This window comes from Proteiniborus ethanoligenes, from assembly GCF_900107485.1.
Classification (GTDB): Bacteria; Bacillota; Clostridia; order Tissierellales; family Proteiniboraceae; genus Proteiniborus; species Proteiniborus ethanoligenes.
This window is the reverse complement of the sequence record NZ_FNQE01000010.1, coordinates 79,820-94,962: the sequence shown is the minus strand read 5'-3', so window position 1 is coordinate 94,962 and position 15,143 is coordinate 79,820. Positions and strand designations below refer to the sequence as shown.

General features: G+C 30.0%; 14 protein-coding genes and 1 pseudogene. 4 read left to right on the top strand and 11 right to left on the bottom strand.

What is annotated here, in order from left to right:
* The 11 genes and pseudogenes from BLV37_RS05765 to dnaA all read right to left on the bottom strand — a co-directional run.
* Window positions 1-482 (bottom strand): thiolase family protein (locus tag BLV37_RS05765; RefSeq protein ID WP_280140111.1); only part of this gene is annotated, 482 nt, incomplete at its 3' end.
* Window positions 483-668: 186 nt separating this feature from the next.
* Window positions 669-1,688, bottom strand: a complete 1,020-nt coding sequence (locus tag BLV37_RS05760) for a ketopantoate reductase family protein (protein ID WP_091728555.1) — start codon at window positions 1,686-1,688, stop codon at window positions 669-671.
* Between the two features lie 79 nt (window positions 1,689-1,767).
* Complete coding sequence (locus tag BLV37_RS05755; RefSeq protein WP_091728552.1) at window positions 1,768-2,679, bottom strand: beta-keto acid cleavage family enzyme; 912 nt, start codon at window positions 2,677-2,679, stop codon at window positions 1,768-1,770.
* A gap of 191 nt (window positions 2,680-2,870) precedes the next feature.
* A complete protein-coding gene (locus BLV37_RS05750) occupies window positions 2,871-4,175 on the bottom strand; it encodes a GntP family permease (RefSeq protein ID WP_091728549.1) in 1,305 nt (434 codons plus the stop codon).
* 528 nt (window positions 4,176-4,703) lie between these two features.
* A complete protein-coding gene (locus BLV37_RS05745; RefSeq protein ID WP_208975205.1) occupies window positions 4,704-6,104 on the bottom strand; it encodes a sigma-54 interaction domain-containing protein in 1,401 nt (466 codons plus the stop codon).
* A gap of 399 nt (window positions 6,105-6,503) precedes the next feature.
* Entirely contained in the window at window positions 6,504-8,414 is a 1,911-nt protein-coding gene (gene gyrB / locus BLV37_RS05740) for a DNA topoisomerase (ATP-hydrolyzing) subunit B (protein WP_091728547.1), read from the bottom strand.
* Window positions 8,415-8,440: 26 nt separating this feature from the next.
* Window positions 8,441-8,734, bottom strand: coding sequence for an extracellular matrix regulator RemB (gene remB / locus BLV37_RS05735; protein ID WP_091728544.1), 294 nt, complete (start codon window positions 8,732-8,734; stop codon window positions 8,441-8,443).
* A 1-nt stretch (window position 8,735) separates the two neighbouring features.
* Window positions 8,736-9,851: a DNA replication/repair protein RecF gene (gene recF, locus BLV37_RS05730; protein WP_091728541.1), complete on the bottom strand. Its 1,116-nt coding sequence runs from the start codon at window positions 9,849-9,851 to the stop codon at window positions 8,736-8,738.
* A 98-nt stretch (window positions 9,852-9,949) separates the two neighbouring features.
* Complete coding sequence (locus BLV37_RS05725) at window positions 9,950-10,159, bottom strand: RNA-binding S4 domain-containing protein (protein ID WP_091728539.1); 210 nt, start codon at window positions 10,157-10,159, stop codon at window positions 9,950-9,952.
* A gap of 53 nt (window positions 10,160-10,212) precedes the next feature.
* Window positions 10,213-11,319, bottom strand: a complete 1,107-nt coding sequence (gene dnaN / locus BLV37_RS05720) for a DNA polymerase III subunit beta (RefSeq protein ID WP_091728536.1) — start codon at window positions 11,317-11,319, stop codon at window positions 10,213-10,215.
* A gap of 304 nt (window positions 11,320-11,623) precedes the next feature.
* Window positions 11,624-12,893, bottom strand: a pseudogene (dnaA, locus tag BLV37_RS05715) (chromosomal replication initiator protein DnaA); the annotation flags it as partial.
* A gap of 720 nt (window positions 12,894-13,613) precedes the next feature.
* Between dnaA and rpmH the strand changes: the two are divergent.
* From rpmH to BLV37_RS05695, 4 genes are read left to right on the top strand one after another with little or no spacing between them, the layout of a single operon-like run.
* The gene (rpmH, locus tag BLV37_RS05710; protein ID WP_091728531.1) at window positions 13,614-13,748 is read left to right on the top strand and encodes a 50S ribosomal protein L34; all 135 of its coding nucleotides are present in this window, start codon (window positions 13,614-13,616) and stop codon (window positions 13,746-13,748) included.
* Window positions 13,749-13,806: 58 nt separating this feature from the next.
* A complete protein-coding gene (gene rnpA / locus BLV37_RS05705) occupies window positions 13,807-14,151 on the top strand; it encodes a ribonuclease P protein component (protein ID WP_091728529.1) in 345 nt (114 codons plus the stop codon).
* A gap of 2 nt (window positions 14,152-14,153) precedes the next feature.
* Entirely contained in the window at window positions 14,154-14,363 is a 210-nt protein-coding gene (gene yidD, locus BLV37_RS05700; protein ID WP_091728526.1) for a membrane protein insertion efficiency factor YidD, read from the top strand.
* A 15-nt stretch (window positions 14,364-14,378) separates the two neighbouring features.
* Window positions 14,379-15,143 (top strand): YidC/Oxa1 family membrane protein insertase, encoded by a 765-nt coding sequence (locus BLV37_RS05695; RefSeq protein WP_091728523.1) that lies wholly within the window; start codon window positions 14,379-14,381, stop codon window positions 15,141-15,143.

Sequence of the window (15,143 nt, the reverse complement as noted above, 5' to 3'; positions counted from 1 at the left end):
GCTGTGATTCCCATATGGTAGTTGTTGAATATGTCTGTTAGTCCGTCATGTACCATGTAGTCTACTATTTTCCCGTCTCCCATTCTTTGTCCCCATCTTGCTGATGGTAATAGGTATGGGGCGTTACTCATGCTTTCTGTTCCTCCTGCTAGTATGATGTCTGCATCTCCTAGCATGATGAATTGTGCTGCCATGCTTACTGATCTTAGTCCTGAGCCGCATACTTTGTTTATTGTTGTTGCTGGTGTTGTGTCTGGTAAGCCTGCTCCTAGTGCTACTTGTCTTGCTGGGTTTTGACCTATGCCTGCTGATAGTACGTTGCCTAGGATTACTTCATCTATGTCTTCTGGTTTTATGCCTGCTCTTTTTATTGCTTCTTTTGCTGCTATTACTCCTAAATCTATTGCTGATAATGAAGCTAAGCTTCCTCCGTAGCTACCTATGGGTGTTCTTGCTGCTCCTACTATTACTACTTCTCTCATTTCAAAAACCTCCTTTATCATTATTTAGAGTTAAAAAGATTAGTGTTTTGAAATTTATATAGTTATAATTGATTCGAGAATACACTTAAATATAATAATTCCTAATTAGTTTACAAAGAAAACCCGAGAAAATACGGGTTTTCCTTGTGTTAATAGATTTTATTACTAAATTGTAAATCCTTAAAGCTATTTAACCTCTGGTAATTGGAAAAGCTCTAAATTATTAAATTCAGGTTTGTATTTTCCATTTTCTATACCTTTTACTATTTCTACAACTTGACTATTTACAGGTGTTGGTATTCCATGCTTTTTACCAAAGTCACAGACTATTCCATTTATAGCATCTATTTCTGTTTTCAAGCCTTTTTCTAAGTCTTGAAGCATACTAGCTTTTAATTTTCTATGTGGTCCCCACATTGCATTATATATTGGATCTTTACTATCCATTTCTTCTTTTGTTTTAAATCCAAGCATAGTTCCTAAATCATATCCCTGCATAGGTTCCATCTTTATTCCAGCTGCTCTCCCTACATTTATACATTCGTTAGCTATATGTTTTACACAATCAAGTGCCTCTTTGCTATCTAAAACATCTCCAAATGTACAACCAAGTGCTGCAGACATACCACTAAAAGTAGAATTTACAAGAACTTTAGTCCATCTAATTCCCATAAGATTTTCTTCTATTATAGTAGGACACATTAGCTCTAGAATTTCTTTAATTTTCTCTAATCTTTCTGTTACCCCACCTGTATATTCTCCAAGGTCAAAGGTCATTTTATCTGGACTTGAAGTAAGCTCAGATACGCCAGGTCCTAACCAAGTAGCTCCCCATCCTACAGGGCAACCTACTACTCTTTCCGCTCCTACTATTTCTGCTATTGCTGGCTCCGGAACACCATTTTGTAAAGTAACTACTGCACTATCTGGTCCTAAATGTGGTAAAAGCTGTTTAAGTGCTACTTCATTATAAGTTTGTTTAACTACATAGAATACTACATCATATATTCCTTCCATTTCATCTGGAGTTAATGCATTTGCTGGAACATTAAAATCTACTGTTCCTGTTACAGTAGCACCTTTTTCATTTAATGCCTTTACATTTTCTACATTTACATCAATAAAATCTATATCTAATCCGCCCTTTTTAATATAGGCTCCCGTTATTATTCCTAATGAACCTGCTCCCATTATGGCTAGTCTCATAATAATCTCCTTTCAAATCGATTATTTAGTTATTCTGTTTATATTGTTAAAATATTAATTATAATGTTTGTATTTTTGTTTATTTTTTAATACCTAAAATTTCTCTTGCTTCGTCTGGGGTTGCAATTTCAAAATCAAGCTCATTCATTAATCTTGCCATTTTCTCTACAAGCTGTGCATTATTTTCTGCCATTTTTCCCTTACCTAAATATAAATTATCTTCCATTCCTACTCTTACATGACCACCTAGGAATAAGTTTTGAACACAAGTTGGGAATTCTGCTCTTCCTGCACCGAATGCAGACCATTCATATCCGCCTACACCAAAAAGCCTATCTGCTGTTTCTTTCATGTATTGTAAATCATATGGTGTTGCTGCTAATGCACCATTTATTCCCAGTACAAATTGAAGATATGGTTTACCTTTTATAAGCCCAGCACTTTGCAAAAACTTTACGTTATAAAGATGCCCAACATCATAACACTCAAGTTCTGGCTTAGTACCGTTTTCATTCATAATGTTTAATATGCCTTCCATATCTGCAAAAGTGTTTTGGAATATGAAGCCTTTAGTCATTTCTAGCATTGGTTTTTCCCAATCATATTTAAACTCTTTTATTCTTGCTGCTGCAGGAAAAAGTCCCCAGTTAATTGAACCTGCATTCATAGAAGCTAGTTCAGGCTTAAACTTTGGCACTACTGAAGCTCTTTGCTCTACTGTCATGCCTGCACCGCCACCAGTAGTGATGCATATTATGACATCTTTATTTTTAGCTCTTATTTTATCGATTATTTCTTCGTAAAGGCCTAAATCTGATGAAGGCTTTCCGTTTTCAGGATCCCTTGCATGAATGTGCACAGCTGCTGCTCCTGCATTTGCGGCATCTATTGCATTTTGAGCTATTTGATCTGGTGTAATAGGTAAATATGGTGACATAGATGGTGTGTGAATTGAACCTGTTATTGCACAATTTAAAATTCTTTTACTCATAATAAAACCTCCTTGATTTTAGGAGGGTGAAATTCACCCTCCATTATTATTTTTTATTTATATTAAATCCACATGGATTTAATCTTTTTATAACGAATATTAAAGTTCTACTTTAGTATCTTTTATATAAAAGAACTTGACCGTAATAAGTTTCAAAAAAACTACTTTTTAATGCAATATAGAAGCTTTTCTTAATAAAGTGCTATTGCTACAAATGTACATATAAAAGCTACTAATATTGGTATAGCAACTGTTGTCCAGAATATTGGTCCATAACTTTCCTTATGGCTCTGACCTGCAACACCCATAAGTATGAATATACCTCCTGCATGTGGAAGAGTATCTAAGCCACCTGCTGCTATTGCTGTTAATCTATGAAGTACAGCCGGATCTGCACCTAGATCAACATATTGTTGCCCTAAAGCTTTAAGGAATATAGTAAGACCACCACTAGAAGAACCTGTAATACCTGCTACAATTTCTGTAGCTACAACTGCTGAAAAATATGGATGCATCTTTAATCCAAGAGCAAAGTTCACAAAGCTTTGGAATGCAGGTGCATTTTGAACCACAAATCCAAACCCAATAATTACAGCAACACTTACTATAGCTATTCCATCTTTTAATCCTTGGTTTATTGTGTTTAATTTGTTAGTCATTCTACTCCAGTTAAATATAAATACTAATACTGTAGCTGATAACATTGCATAAACTACTAGCTCCAGTGGTTGAAATATACCTTTTATAAAAATTATTGCTGCAAGAATCAATACCATTGGTAAGAATGAAACGAAAGCTCCAGGAAGTTTTGATTTATCAACATTTTCATATTTACTCATATCATCATTAGGACCAGGCTCAAAACCTATTCCTTGTTCTCTCATTTTCTTTTCCAATCTAACAAAGTACCAATATCCTCCAATAAACATAAGGATTGAAGCAAATATACCTAATAATGGTGCTGCTGTTAAAGATGTTCCTAAAACCTGTGAAGGGATAACGTTTGTCAGCTGTGGAGAAGCAGGCAGTGCAGTCATTGTAAATGTAGCCGCTCCAAAAGCTAATATTCCTGGTAATATTCTTTTTGGTAAATTAGCCTCTTTAAATAGTACAATTGCAATTGGGTAAGTAGCAAAAACAACAACAAATAAGCTTACTCCTCCATAAGTTAAAACTGCAGTGGTTAAAACTAATACAAGAATTGCTCTTTTAGCACCAAACCAATCTAAAAATTTATAAGCTATAGTTTGTGCTGAACCTGAGTCGTCCATTGCCCTTGCAAAAAGTGCAGAGGTAATAAATACTAAGAAATAAGTACCTGCAAAATAAGAAAATCCACCTATATAGAACTGTGAAAAACCTTCCCATAAAGGCATTCCATTTGTAAGAATAACTACTAAGGAACATATGAGTGATGCAGGAATTGCACTAACACCCTTATACGCAAGATAAACAAGTAAGACAATTGCAACTAGCAAACCTAAAATTCCTAACATAAATACCCTCCTATTAATTGATTTGTGGAAAAATATTTATTACTACTAATAAATTTTCTTACCTCCTTTTCTTAATTTTCTTACTGCATAAAATTAAGTTGATTTAAAATTTGCTATCTAATAAACTATTAATTGCAATTGTCATGCCTAATTTTTTTATTTCAATATAAAACTGTATTTTATGCCGTTCTTAAAGTGTTTTTCTTTTTACCAATCCATATAATGTTATTTATCGAACCTTTTTGTAATCATTTGTCGTAAATATCAAATTTGTTTTTTTATAAATTTGATATTTAAATCCTGCAAATATCAATGTTTATATAGATATGAGTAATTTTTGGTTGTGCTTGATTCTTTAACGGTTCATTTTTTGTAATTTTTATAATTTTCTGATTATTTATTTTTTAACAATCTTTTTAGCAAATAAAAAAGCCTTTTTACATGTATTAGTAAAGAAGGCTTTATAAAAAAACATATTAACTTTTAGTACCATATAAAAATTACTTAAAAACTGTTAACATTAAATTTTTATTTTATATTGTACTGATTTATTTTCCTAACAACCGATGTTTGACTAATATCTAGAGCCTCAGCGATTTTTCTAGTAGTTTTTAGTTCTTCTACTGCCTTTAGAAATATAGTTTTCTCTGCTTCATCTATTATATCCTTCAGTGGAACTAACTTATTTACTACAATATTGTAGTCTGCACTTTTATATTGCTTATTTATAAGAGCAGGAGGCAAATCATCAGCAGTAACTATATCATTTGGACACATAACCACTAGCCTTTCTATAATATTTCTTAACTCCCTAACATTTCCGGGCCATTCGTAATTTTCTAATATATCTAATACAGAAGAGCTCAGCTTTTTATTTTTTTTGTTATCTTTGTTAAAGCTTTCTAGAAAAAAAGAACATAATGCTAAAATATCATCTTTTCTTTTTCTCAATGGTGGTATCTCTATAGGAATCACATTTAATCTAAAATACAAATCCTCACGAAATTCACCTTTATAAACCATTGATTTTAAGTCTTCATTCGTTGCTGCAATTATTCTAACATCAATTTTTTTTGCTTTAGTACTTCCTACACGAGTTAGCTCTTGTGTTTCAATAAATCTAAGTATTTTGCCTTGTAAAGGCAAAGGTAGCGAATTTATTTCATCTAAAAATAAAGTTCCGTTGTCTGCTAATTCAAATAAACCTATTTTTCCTTTTTTATTAGCATCAGTAAAAGCTCCTTTTTCATATCCAAATAATTCTGATTCAAGTAAATTTGCTGGAATAGCCGCACAATTTATGCTAATAAAAGGTTCTTTTTTTCTTGGACTAACAGAGTGAATAAATTTAGCAATTACTTCTTTACCGGAACCTGATTCTCCGTATAAGACAATAGTGCTACAGGATTGAGATGCTCTTTTAGAAAGATCAAGTACATTTTTCATCTCATTACTTTTTGCAATTATATTATTTTTAATATACTCATTTTTTATCTGTTCTAAATTATACTCTTCAATAAGGGTTTTAGCTTCTCTCTCCATTTTTATTCTATTTAATTCTGTAATATCTCTAAGATTTGCTACTATGTATTTAATATTATTATCTTCATCTAAAATTGGTATAGAGGTTACTATTACTTCTTTTACTACAGGTCCAAATATTGTCTGTAATTCAGTTGTAGCTTTTTTGTTTATCATTACTTTTTCAGTTATAGAATGGTCTAATAAGCCTTCTTGCACTAAATCTACAGCCTTAACTCCATAAAGCTTATTTCTATCATATAGTGTAATATTTTCAACAGATTTATTGACTAGTATAAACTCTCCTTTTCCATTTAGTATGTAAACACCATCATGAATAGAATCTAATATTACTTGTAATAAAGAGGTACAATCAGGTTCCCCATTGACTATTTCTAAAATATCCAATTTTATCTTCCTCTCTAAAAATTTTTTATATATGCTTTTGTATATAAAACTGTAAATTAAAATAAATAAAATTTTATATATAACATTTGTTATGTATATGACGCAATATTCTGTAAATTAATAATATGCAATTGTCATGCCTATCTCTAATTTTTATGTGTTTCTCAATATTTAGAGTACATACATCATATATATTATAATATATTAAATGCTTATTTTGAACCTCTTTTGAATCAAATTAGTTTCATTTATAATATTATTATGAATATTCTTCATATTCTTCAAACTGTATTTTTCAATGTTGACTAGTATTGAGTTTTATTTGTTTCAACTTGATTCATTTTTAGTTCATATTTTTTAGCTTTTATCTAATTCAAAAAGCACCTAAAATTAGGTGCTTTATACATCAAGGTTTCTAACATACCTTGCGTTTTCTTCTATAAAATCTCTTCTTGGTTTTACCTTATCTCCCATTAGTGTTGTAAATATTTCATCTGCTGCTACTGCATCTTCTATATTTACTTGCAGCATTATCCTTGTTTCTGGATTCATAGTTGTATCCCAAAGCTGTTCAGGGTTCATCTCTCCAAGACCCTTGTATCTTTGTATTGTATATCCTGTTCTTCCTATTTCATTTAAAACATTATCTAATTCTCTGTCATTGTAAGCATATTTTTCTACCTTACCTTTTTTTACTTTATATAGTGGTGGTTGTGCTATGAGTATATTTCCATTATCAACTAATGGTCTCATATATCTATAGAAAAATGTTAATAGCAATGTTCTTATGTGAGCACCGTCAACGTCAGCATCCGTCATTATTACTATTTTACCATATCTTAATTTGGAAATATCAAAGTCTTCACCTATTCCACATCCAAAAGCTGTTATCATAGCTTTTATTTCATCAGAATTTAACATCTTATCTAGTCTTGCTTTTTCTACATTCATAATTTTACCCTTTAATGGAAGTATTGCTTGAGTTTTTCGGTCACGCCCTTGCTTAGCTGAACCACCAGCCGAGTCACCCTCAACTAGGTATATTTCACATTTACTCGGATCCTGCTCTGAACAATCTGCAAGCTTTCCAGGAAGTGCTGAATTCTCTAATACATTTTTTCTTCTAGTTAGCTCTCTTGCTTTTCTAGCAGCTTCTCTAGCTCTTTGAGCTCTTAAGGATTTTTCTATAATATTTTTTGCTTCTTTTGGATTTTCTTCTAAAAATGCATTTAAATATTCAGCTACTAAGCTTTCTACTAATCCTCTTATTTCACTATTTCCTAGTTTTGTTTTAGTCTGTCCTTCAAACTGTGGAGAAGTTAGCTTTACTGAAAGTACTGCTGTTAAACCTTCTCTTATATCTTCTCCCGAAAGATTTTCTTCTTTTTCCTTAATTAAATTATATTTTCTAGAATAATCATTCATTATTCTAGTTAAGGCTGACCTAAATCCACTTAAGTGAGTACCACCTTCATGTGTGTTTATGTTATTTGCATAAGTAAATACATTTTCATTATAATCTTCTGTATACTGCATAGCCACTTCAACTATACAACCATCCTTTTCACCTTCAAAATAAATAATATTTTTGTGTATAGGATCTCTATTTTTATTTAGATACTCTACAAAAGAATTTATACCACCTTCATAATGGAATTCTTTTTTCTTTTCTGTTCTTTCATCTTCAAAAACTATCTTTATTCCCTTGTTTAAAAAAGCCAATTCTCTCAATCTATATTCTAGTGTTTCATATTTAAAGTTTACATCTTCAAATATTAGACTATCTGGTTTAAATCTTATAATTGTTCCCGAATCTTTTGTACTTCCAGTTACTTTTAGTTCTGTTACTGCCACTCCTCTTTCAAATCTTTGCTCATATTCATTACCTTCTCTTTTTACTTTAACCTCAAGCCATTCTGAAAGAGCGTTTACTACTGATACACCTACACCATGAAGTCCGCCCGATACTTTGTAAGCATCGTTATCAAATTTTCCTCCTGCGTGTAAAACTGTAAGTACAGTTTCAACAGTAGATTTTCCTGTTTTAGGATGTGTTGCTACTGGTATACCCATACCATTATCTGAAACAGTCACAGATCCGTCTATATTTATTTTTACTCCGATAGTATCACATCTTCCCGCTAGTGCTTCATCTATACTATTGTCTACAACTTCATAAACAAGATGATGTAATCCTCTTGGTCCTGTAGTTCCTATATACATTCCAGGTCTTAATCTTACAGCTTCAAGACCTTCAAGAACTCTAATCTGTTCAACTCCATAATTAGTATTATTTTGGTTTTCTAACATTAAATTTCCCCCGATCTATTGTGTTTTTATTTTATGTTATCAATAAAATTTGCTCTTTTAAACAGGGTTGTAGATGAAATATTTGAAGCATATATTTTGCTTTTTCTAATTTCATACTTATTATTTTTCCCTTTTTCAACTTTTTCACTTATCACATAGGATTTTATTTCTTCTTTTGCTATATCATGAATAAAATCTTCTTCCTCGGCAACCTCTAAAAATTCCTTTGTAATCTCAGACTTTAATGCTGACTCAACATCTATTATAGCAATTACATCTTTAAGTGGTATAACATAATCTTTTCCTAAATGAAGAAACACATTACCCCTCCTCTTGCAAAACAACTTCTCCTTGTCTAATATAAAATACCTTTTTATCTATACCCTTTAATTCTGTTAAATCTATATCATCAGTTGAAGTTATTATTGTTTGTATATCCTTAAAGGTTGATATCAAGTATTTTCTCCTATTTAAATCAAGCTCAGAAAATACATCGTCTAATAAAAGCACAGGATATTCTCCTATTTCATTCTTGATAAGCTCCACCTCTGCTAGCTTTAAAGAAAGTGCAGCAGTTCTCTGCTGACCTTGAGAACCAAAAGTTCTTGCAGATATTCCATTTATTAATATGTCTAAGTCATCTCTATGAGGTCCATATTCAGTATTACCTTTTTGAATATCTTTTTCAATATTTTTTTGAAGCATATCTTTAAGTTTTAATTGGATTTCTTCTATTTCTAATTTATCTATATCAAAAGAAGGCAAATATTTTAAATCCAGCTCTTCTATACCACCAGTTAATTTATTATGAATATCCTTTGAGATTATTGCAAGCTTATTAATAAAATTTACTCTCTCTATAATAATACTAGACCCAACCTGTGAAAGTTGAGTATCCCACACATCAAGCAAATTGTAAAAATTTGAATTTAGGCGATTTTTTAAAAAATTATTTCTTTGCATTAAAATTTTATTATATCTGGCTAAATTATATTTATACTTTGGCTTTATTTGAGATATTTCACCATCTAAAAAAGCTCTTCTTTCCATAGGCCCTTCTTTTACTAATCTTAAATCCTCTGGTGAAAATATTACTACATTGAGTATGCCTATTAGCTCTGAAACCCTATTGTATTCAACCTTGTTTACTTTTATTCTTTTTTTTACATCTCTCTCAAATTTTAACTCTATTAGTTTGCTGAATCTTTCTTTTGCTAAGCTTAAGCCTATATACCCTTTAGACTTTTGTAAATTTATTAATTCTCTATCCTTGCTTGTCCTATATGATTTCCCATTTGCACATATATATATAGATTCTAATAAATTAGTCTTACCTTGTGCATTATTTCCTACAAAAATATTTAATTTTTTATTTAATTCAATATTAAGGTTTAAATAATTTCTAAAATTAATTAACCTTATATTATCCACGTACACAATATAGCACTCCTTCAGACTCAACTCTATCTTAGTACATTATATCATTTTTTATAATCCTAAAATAGAACTATATAATAATTAGTCTATTGTACTAGTTAGACCACAATAAAAATCTCTTCTCCAGATACTTCTACCATATCACCTTTTCTAATCTTCTTTCCTCTTTCAGTTGTTATTTGTCCATTAACCTTTACTTCACCGTTTTTAATCAGAAATTTACTATGACCTCCAGTTTCCGCTATACCTATATATTTTAGAAGCTGATCTAGTTTTATAAATTCTGTGCTTAATGATATTTCCTTCATTTTTTTGCTCCTCTCCAATTTAATAGACACCTATGTGTATAGGTGTCCTGTGTCTATTCGTCAGCTGCAAGTCTTACAGGTAATACTAAATAAGTGTAGCTATTGTCTTCAACTGGTCTTATGATACATGGATTAACATTTGAAATCATGTTCATTTCTATTTCTTCACTGTCTATTGCCTTAATTCCTTCTAGAATATACTTTGAATTAAAAGCTATTTTAATATCATTACCTTCTAATTTTATTGGTAATTCTTCATGTACATTTCCTATTTCTGAATTAGATGTTATTATGAGCTTATCATCTGAGATATCTATCTTGACTAGGTTGTTTTTTCCTTCTCTTGCAAGTAGTGAAGCTCTTTCTAAACATTCTTGAAAATCTCTAGTATTAACTTTAGCTTTTAATTTATATTCATTTCTTATTATATCACTATAATTTAAAAACTGTCCTTCTAATAATCGAGAAGTTATCAAAGTATCTCCAATATTAAATATTATATTACCTTGATTATAGCTTATTTTAACTTCTGCATCATCATCTTCAAGTATTTTATTAACTTCATTTAAAGTTTTTGCAGGAATAACTACTTTAATATCTTCACTTACATTTACAGAAACCTTTTTTACTGCTAGTCTATAACCATCTATTGCAACTAGAGATACATTGTTATTGCTTGTTTCTAGCAAAGCTCCTGTTAGTATAGGTCTGGTTTCATCCTGTGCAGTAGCAAAAATTGTCTGCCTAATCATAGATTTTAACAAATCCTTTGGAATTTCAAAATAATTACTTTCAAATATTTCTGGTAGCTGTGGATAATCAATAGCTGATTGACCTATTAAATTAAACTTTGAATTTCCACATTGGATGTGCATGTTATTATTTTCATCTACATTTATCTCTATAGGCATGTCAGGTAGTTTTCTAATAATATCTCCAAAGATTCTAGATGTTATTACAATACTACCTTCTTTTATTGTTTCACAATCAACAGACGACTTTATTCCTATTTCTAAATCTGTTCCTGTTAGTTTAAGCTTACCTTCCTTTGCTTCTAATAAAATTCCACTAAGAATAGGTAATGTAGTTTTTGAAGATATACCTTTTTGAACGATATTTATACATTTAGATAGCTCTCTTTGTTGTATTTTAATTTTCAATTGTGGATAACCTCCTTTTATTTGATAAGAGATATATAGATATAAATATAATAGTAGTAATAGTAATAGAGACCGTTAATATGTGGATAACATTAAAATCCTATGAAATACTTTGATATATAGCTGTTGAAAATATGTTAGTAAGGTTGCTTATTTTATCCACATTATTAATATAAAAAAAATAATTAAATTATTATTAACATAATATAAACAGGTTAATAACAAATCGTTGTTAATTAATTGCCTTTTATTTCACTTACTATATCATCAATTTTTTGCTTTAGTTCTACATTGCTTTCTATATCAGAAGATATTTTATCGTATGCATGAATTACTGTAGTATGATCCCTTCCTCCAAATTCTTCTCCTATTTTAGGGAGAGATAAATCAGTAAGCTCTCTACATAGATACATAGCTATTTGTCTAGGATAAGAAATCGATCTTGTCCTTTTTTTAGAGTTAAAATCTTCGATCTTGATATTGAAATTTTTAGATATAATTTCTTTGATAAATTTTACAGTTATTTCTTTAGATTTAGTATTCGATAGAATATCCTTTAAGGCTTCCGTTGCCAGCTCGACACTAATCTCGTTATTAGTTAAAGAAGAATAAGCTATAACCCTTATTAATGCTCCTTCTAATTCCCTTATATTTGATTGAATTTTAGTAGCAATATATTGTGTTACATCGTTAGGTATATCAATATTTTCTACTTTTGCTTTTTTTCTTAAAATAGCGATTCTAGTTTCTAAATCTGGTGGTTGGATATCCGCCGTAAGCCCCCATTCAAATCGAGAACGAAGTCTATCCTCTAGAGTAGGTATTTCTTTAGGTAGTCTGTCACTAGATACTATAATTTGCTTATTTGCTTCATGTAATGCATTAAATGTATGGAAAAATTCTTCTTGAGTTCTTTCCTTTCCAGCAATAAATTGAATATCGTCTACTAATAATACATCTACATTTCTATATTTGTTTCTAAATTCTACGTTTTTATCATCCCTGATTGAATTTATAAGTTCATTTGTGAATTTTTCTGAAGATACATATACAACATTTGCTTTAGGATTTTGATTAAGTATATAATGGCCTATTGCATGCATAAGGTGAGTTTTGCCTAGTCCAACTCCTCCATATATGAAAAATGGATTATACGCTTGTGCAGGGGCCTCTGCTACTGCTAAGGATGCAGCATGTGCTAGTCTATTACTATTTCCAATAACAAAGGTATCAAATATATATTTGGGATTTAGCTGTGATCTTGAAGTTCCATTTTCAGTTGATTCATTAACGACTGTTTGTCCAATGTCAATAGAAATGTCCTCACCTGGAATAAGAAATTTAATTTCAAAATCTGTATTTGAAACTTGTTTTAAAGCATTTTTTATTAAGATAAGGTATCTAGATTCTAGTATACTTTTAGTGAATTCATTTGGAGCACCAAGTATTATGAAATTATCGTTTAAAGTTATAGGGTCTATTGTTTTAAGCCAAGTATTAAAGCTAACTTCTGTTAATTCATTTCTTATAAGTTTTAAGGCACTACTCCAAATATCTTCTAATTTAAAGCCCATATTTTCCCCTCCTATTCATAACTGATTATAGTCAAATAATAAATTATTATAACAATAATTTTTAAGACTAATAGAAAAAAGCAAAAAAATATCAACAGCATTATCCACAAAGATATAAAATAATAGCTTATAATAAATGAATAATAATTATAAACATGGTAAATATAAAAAATGTGAATAATGTGTTAATAAGTTTAGTAAGTAAATAAAAAAAGAATAATCTATGCAGTTATTCACATATTTGCACTTACTAAGAATGTGGATAATACGCAAGAGAAATTCAATGATTGCAAGTTAACAATTTACAAATAGAAAAAAGTTATACACAAATTTATCCACAGACTGTTAATAACTATTAAAACTCACAACCTATAATCCACAGTTGTATTTATAATATCAAAAAAATACATAATTATCAACAATATATTAAGATATCCACAGAATCAATATAATGTGGAATATTATTATCAACAGATGTTATATATTAATGAATATATAATATTTTTAGAAAAGAGTTTGAAATAAAAAATTTTTTGATAAATATATAATTATTTTTTAAAAATTTATGTCTACACTAAAATCCCTATAAATATATTTATAATTTCTTGACATTAGGTTTATATGCTAATATAATCATATAGTAGTGTCCGTATTTTTAGGATAAAGTTGATAATTAACCAAATTGATATAAGTGGGAGTATTTGAAGGGGGTGTGTTAGTATGAAAAGAACTTATCAACCAAAAAAGAGACAAAGAAGTAAAGAACATGGATTTAGAAAAAGAATGAGTACAAAATCTGGTAGAGAAGTGTTGAGAAGACGTAGAAGAAAAGGTAGAAAAAAATTGTCAGCATAAGGCCGCATTATGTGGCCTTTTTATTCAATTAAAAGGAAATCTCTAAGGAGTTATTTTAATGGATAATAAACAAAAGTTAAAAAGTAATAGAGATTTTAGAAAGACATATGACAAAGGAAGATCTTTTGCAAATAAATATCTAGTTATTTTTTTTGTTAAAAACAATTTGGAAAATAATAGAATAGGAATTGCTGTTACTAAAAAGATTGGAAAAAGTGTAGTTAGAAATAAAATTAGAAGACGGATTAGGGAAGCTTATAGATTGAATAGTGGCAAGGTGAAGCAAGGTTATGATATAATCTTTTTATCTAGAGCTAATGCAAAGGAAGTTGGCTATAATGAAATAGAAAGTGCTCTTTTGCATCTGCTTAAATTGGCTGGGTTACTTAAAAAAGGTGATTAAGGGTGAAAAGGCTTGTTATATATTTAATAAAGCTATATCAAAGAAAAATATCTCCTTTAAAACCTAGGACTTGTAGATTTTATCCTACCTGTTCTTCATATTCTATACAAGCCATTGAAAAATACGGTTTATTAAAGGGTGGCATTAAAAGCATTAAAAGAATATTAAAATGCAATCCATTTAACCCTGGAGGATATGATCCTCTAGAATAAAAAGGGGGTTACTTAATGATAGATATATTTGCAAAACCTTTAGGGGTTTTATTAAAGTTCATATTTGATACACTATTAAGACTAAATTTGGATTTTAAATCTTTATCTGCTTATTCATTAGCAATAGTGGTAACTACAATTATTTTTAAGTTTTTGTTATTACCTCTTACTCTTAGGCAAATGAAGTCTATGAAGACAATGCAGGAAATACAGCCTAAGGTTCAAGAATTACAGAAGAAATACAAAAATGATCCTCAAACGTTAAACGTTAAAACAATGGAGCTTTATAAGGAGCATAAGGCAAACCCTTTTGGTGGATGCTTTCCTCTATTAATTCAATTTCCAATAATTATTGCTTATTTTAGGGCAATGCAATCTCCTGTTCCTTATGTATTTAGTGAACAAGCAGTATACGAAGGTATAAATAGAAGCTTCCTCTGGATAAAAGATATTGGGCTTAGTCCTGGCACTATGATTGATGGTGTTATGAATGGTTTAAGCATAGCTGGCTACAATATACCTATACTTGCAATAATTGCTGCAGCTACAACATATTTATCAAGTAAAATGATGACAGCTACTCAAACTACTGCCCAAGATAGTCAAGCACAATCTACTCAAAAAACTATGAATATTATGATGCCAATTTTTATATTATGGATTGGTTCCAAATATGCTGCTGGTCTTACTCTTTACTGGACTATAAGTAATATATTCCAAATAGTGCAACAATACTTTACTAATAGGTCCATAGGTAAAATCAAGGAGGAGTTAAAATAA

Bases quoted from the DNA above. Each gene is read 5' to 3' on its own strand.
- BLV37_RS05760 (WP_091728555.1), bottom strand. From the start codon at position 1,688: ATGAGACTAGCCATAATGGGAGCAGGTTCATTAGGAATAATAACGGGA.
- BLV37_RS05755 (WP_091728552.1), bottom strand. From the start codon at position 2,679: ATGAGTAAAAGAATTTTAAATTGTGCAATAACAGGTTCAATTCACACA.
- BLV37_RS05750 (WP_091728549.1), bottom strand. From the start codon at position 4,175: ATGTTAGGAATTTTAGGTTTGCTAGTTGCAATTGTCTTACTTGTTTAT.
- gyrB (WP_091728547.1), bottom strand. From the start codon at position 8,414: ATGTTAGAAAACCAAAATAATACTAATTATGGAGTTGAACAGATTAGA.
- BLV37_RS05725 (WP_091728539.1), bottom strand. From the start codon at position 10,159: ATGAAGGAAATATCATTAAGCACAGAATTTATAAAACTAGATCAGCTT.
- rpmH (WP_091728531.1), top strand. From the start codon at position 13,614: ATGAAAAGAACTTATCAACCAAAAAAGAGACAAAGAAGTAAAGAACAT.
- rnpA (WP_091728529.1), top strand. From the start codon at position 13,807: ATGGATAATAAACAAAAGTTAAAAAGTAATAGAGATTTTAGAAAGACA.
- BLV37_RS05695 (WP_091728523.1), top strand. From the start codon at position 14,379: ATGATAGATATATTTGCAAAACCTTTAGGGGTTTTATTAAAGTTCATA.